At 32.1% G+C, this 560-nt stretch carries 2 pseudogenes; both read left to right on the top strand.

From position 1 onward, the window contains the following. Positions 1-67: 67 nt before the first annotated feature. Positions 68-403 (top strand): annotated as a pseudogene (dut, locus tag AMN84_RS01765) (dUTP diphosphatase); the annotation flags it as partial. Next, a pseudogene (locus AMN84_RS01760) lies at positions 400-525 on the top strand (ThiF family adenylyltransferase); the annotation flags it as partial. The pseudogenes dut and AMN84_RS01760, both read left to right, overlap by 4 nt. Positions 526-560 lie beyond the last annotated feature (35 nt).

The following is a 560-nucleotide window of genomic DNA, read 5'->3' as shown; positions in this document are numbered from 1 at the left end:
ATCCTTTATATTCTCCAGTTTCAACTTTACACCAATTTAAATTACACTTTTTTTTATTTAAAATTCAATTGAAATAAAGCCGAATAAATCTGCTTTAATTCCAACCGGACTTGCAATTGCTATACCTGAAGATACAGAGGTTCAAATACGTCCAAGATCTGGACTTGCAGCCAAGTCTAGTATTGGAGTGCTCAACTCACCTGGTACGATTGACAGTGATTATCGTGGAGAGATTAAAATTATTCTTTTTAATCATGGTAATGAAAAATTTTTAGTTAACAATGGAGATAGAATAGCTCAAATGGTATTAATGCCAGTTTTGAAATTTGAGTTTGAAGAAACAAAAGATTTACCAGACACTTTGAGGGGTTCAGGTGGATTTGGATCTACTGGAAAAAAATGAACTTAAAAACAAACGAACTTGAAAGATATTCTCGACAAATAATTATTAAAGATATTGGTATCTCAGGACAAAAAAAAATTAAAAACTCAAAAGTTCTTATTGTTGGATTAGGTGGATTAGGGTGTGACTGGTGAAATTCATTATGTGGACGCTGGTT

This window comes from Candidatus Pelagibacter communis, assembly GCF_001180105.1.
In the GTDB taxonomy this organism is placed as follows: domain Bacteria; phylum Pseudomonadota; class Alphaproteobacteria; order Pelagibacterales; family Pelagibacteraceae; genus Pelagibacter; species Pelagibacter ubique_K.
Note: the sequence above shows the minus strand (reverse complement) of the source record. Positions and strands in the feature narration are given on the sequence as shown.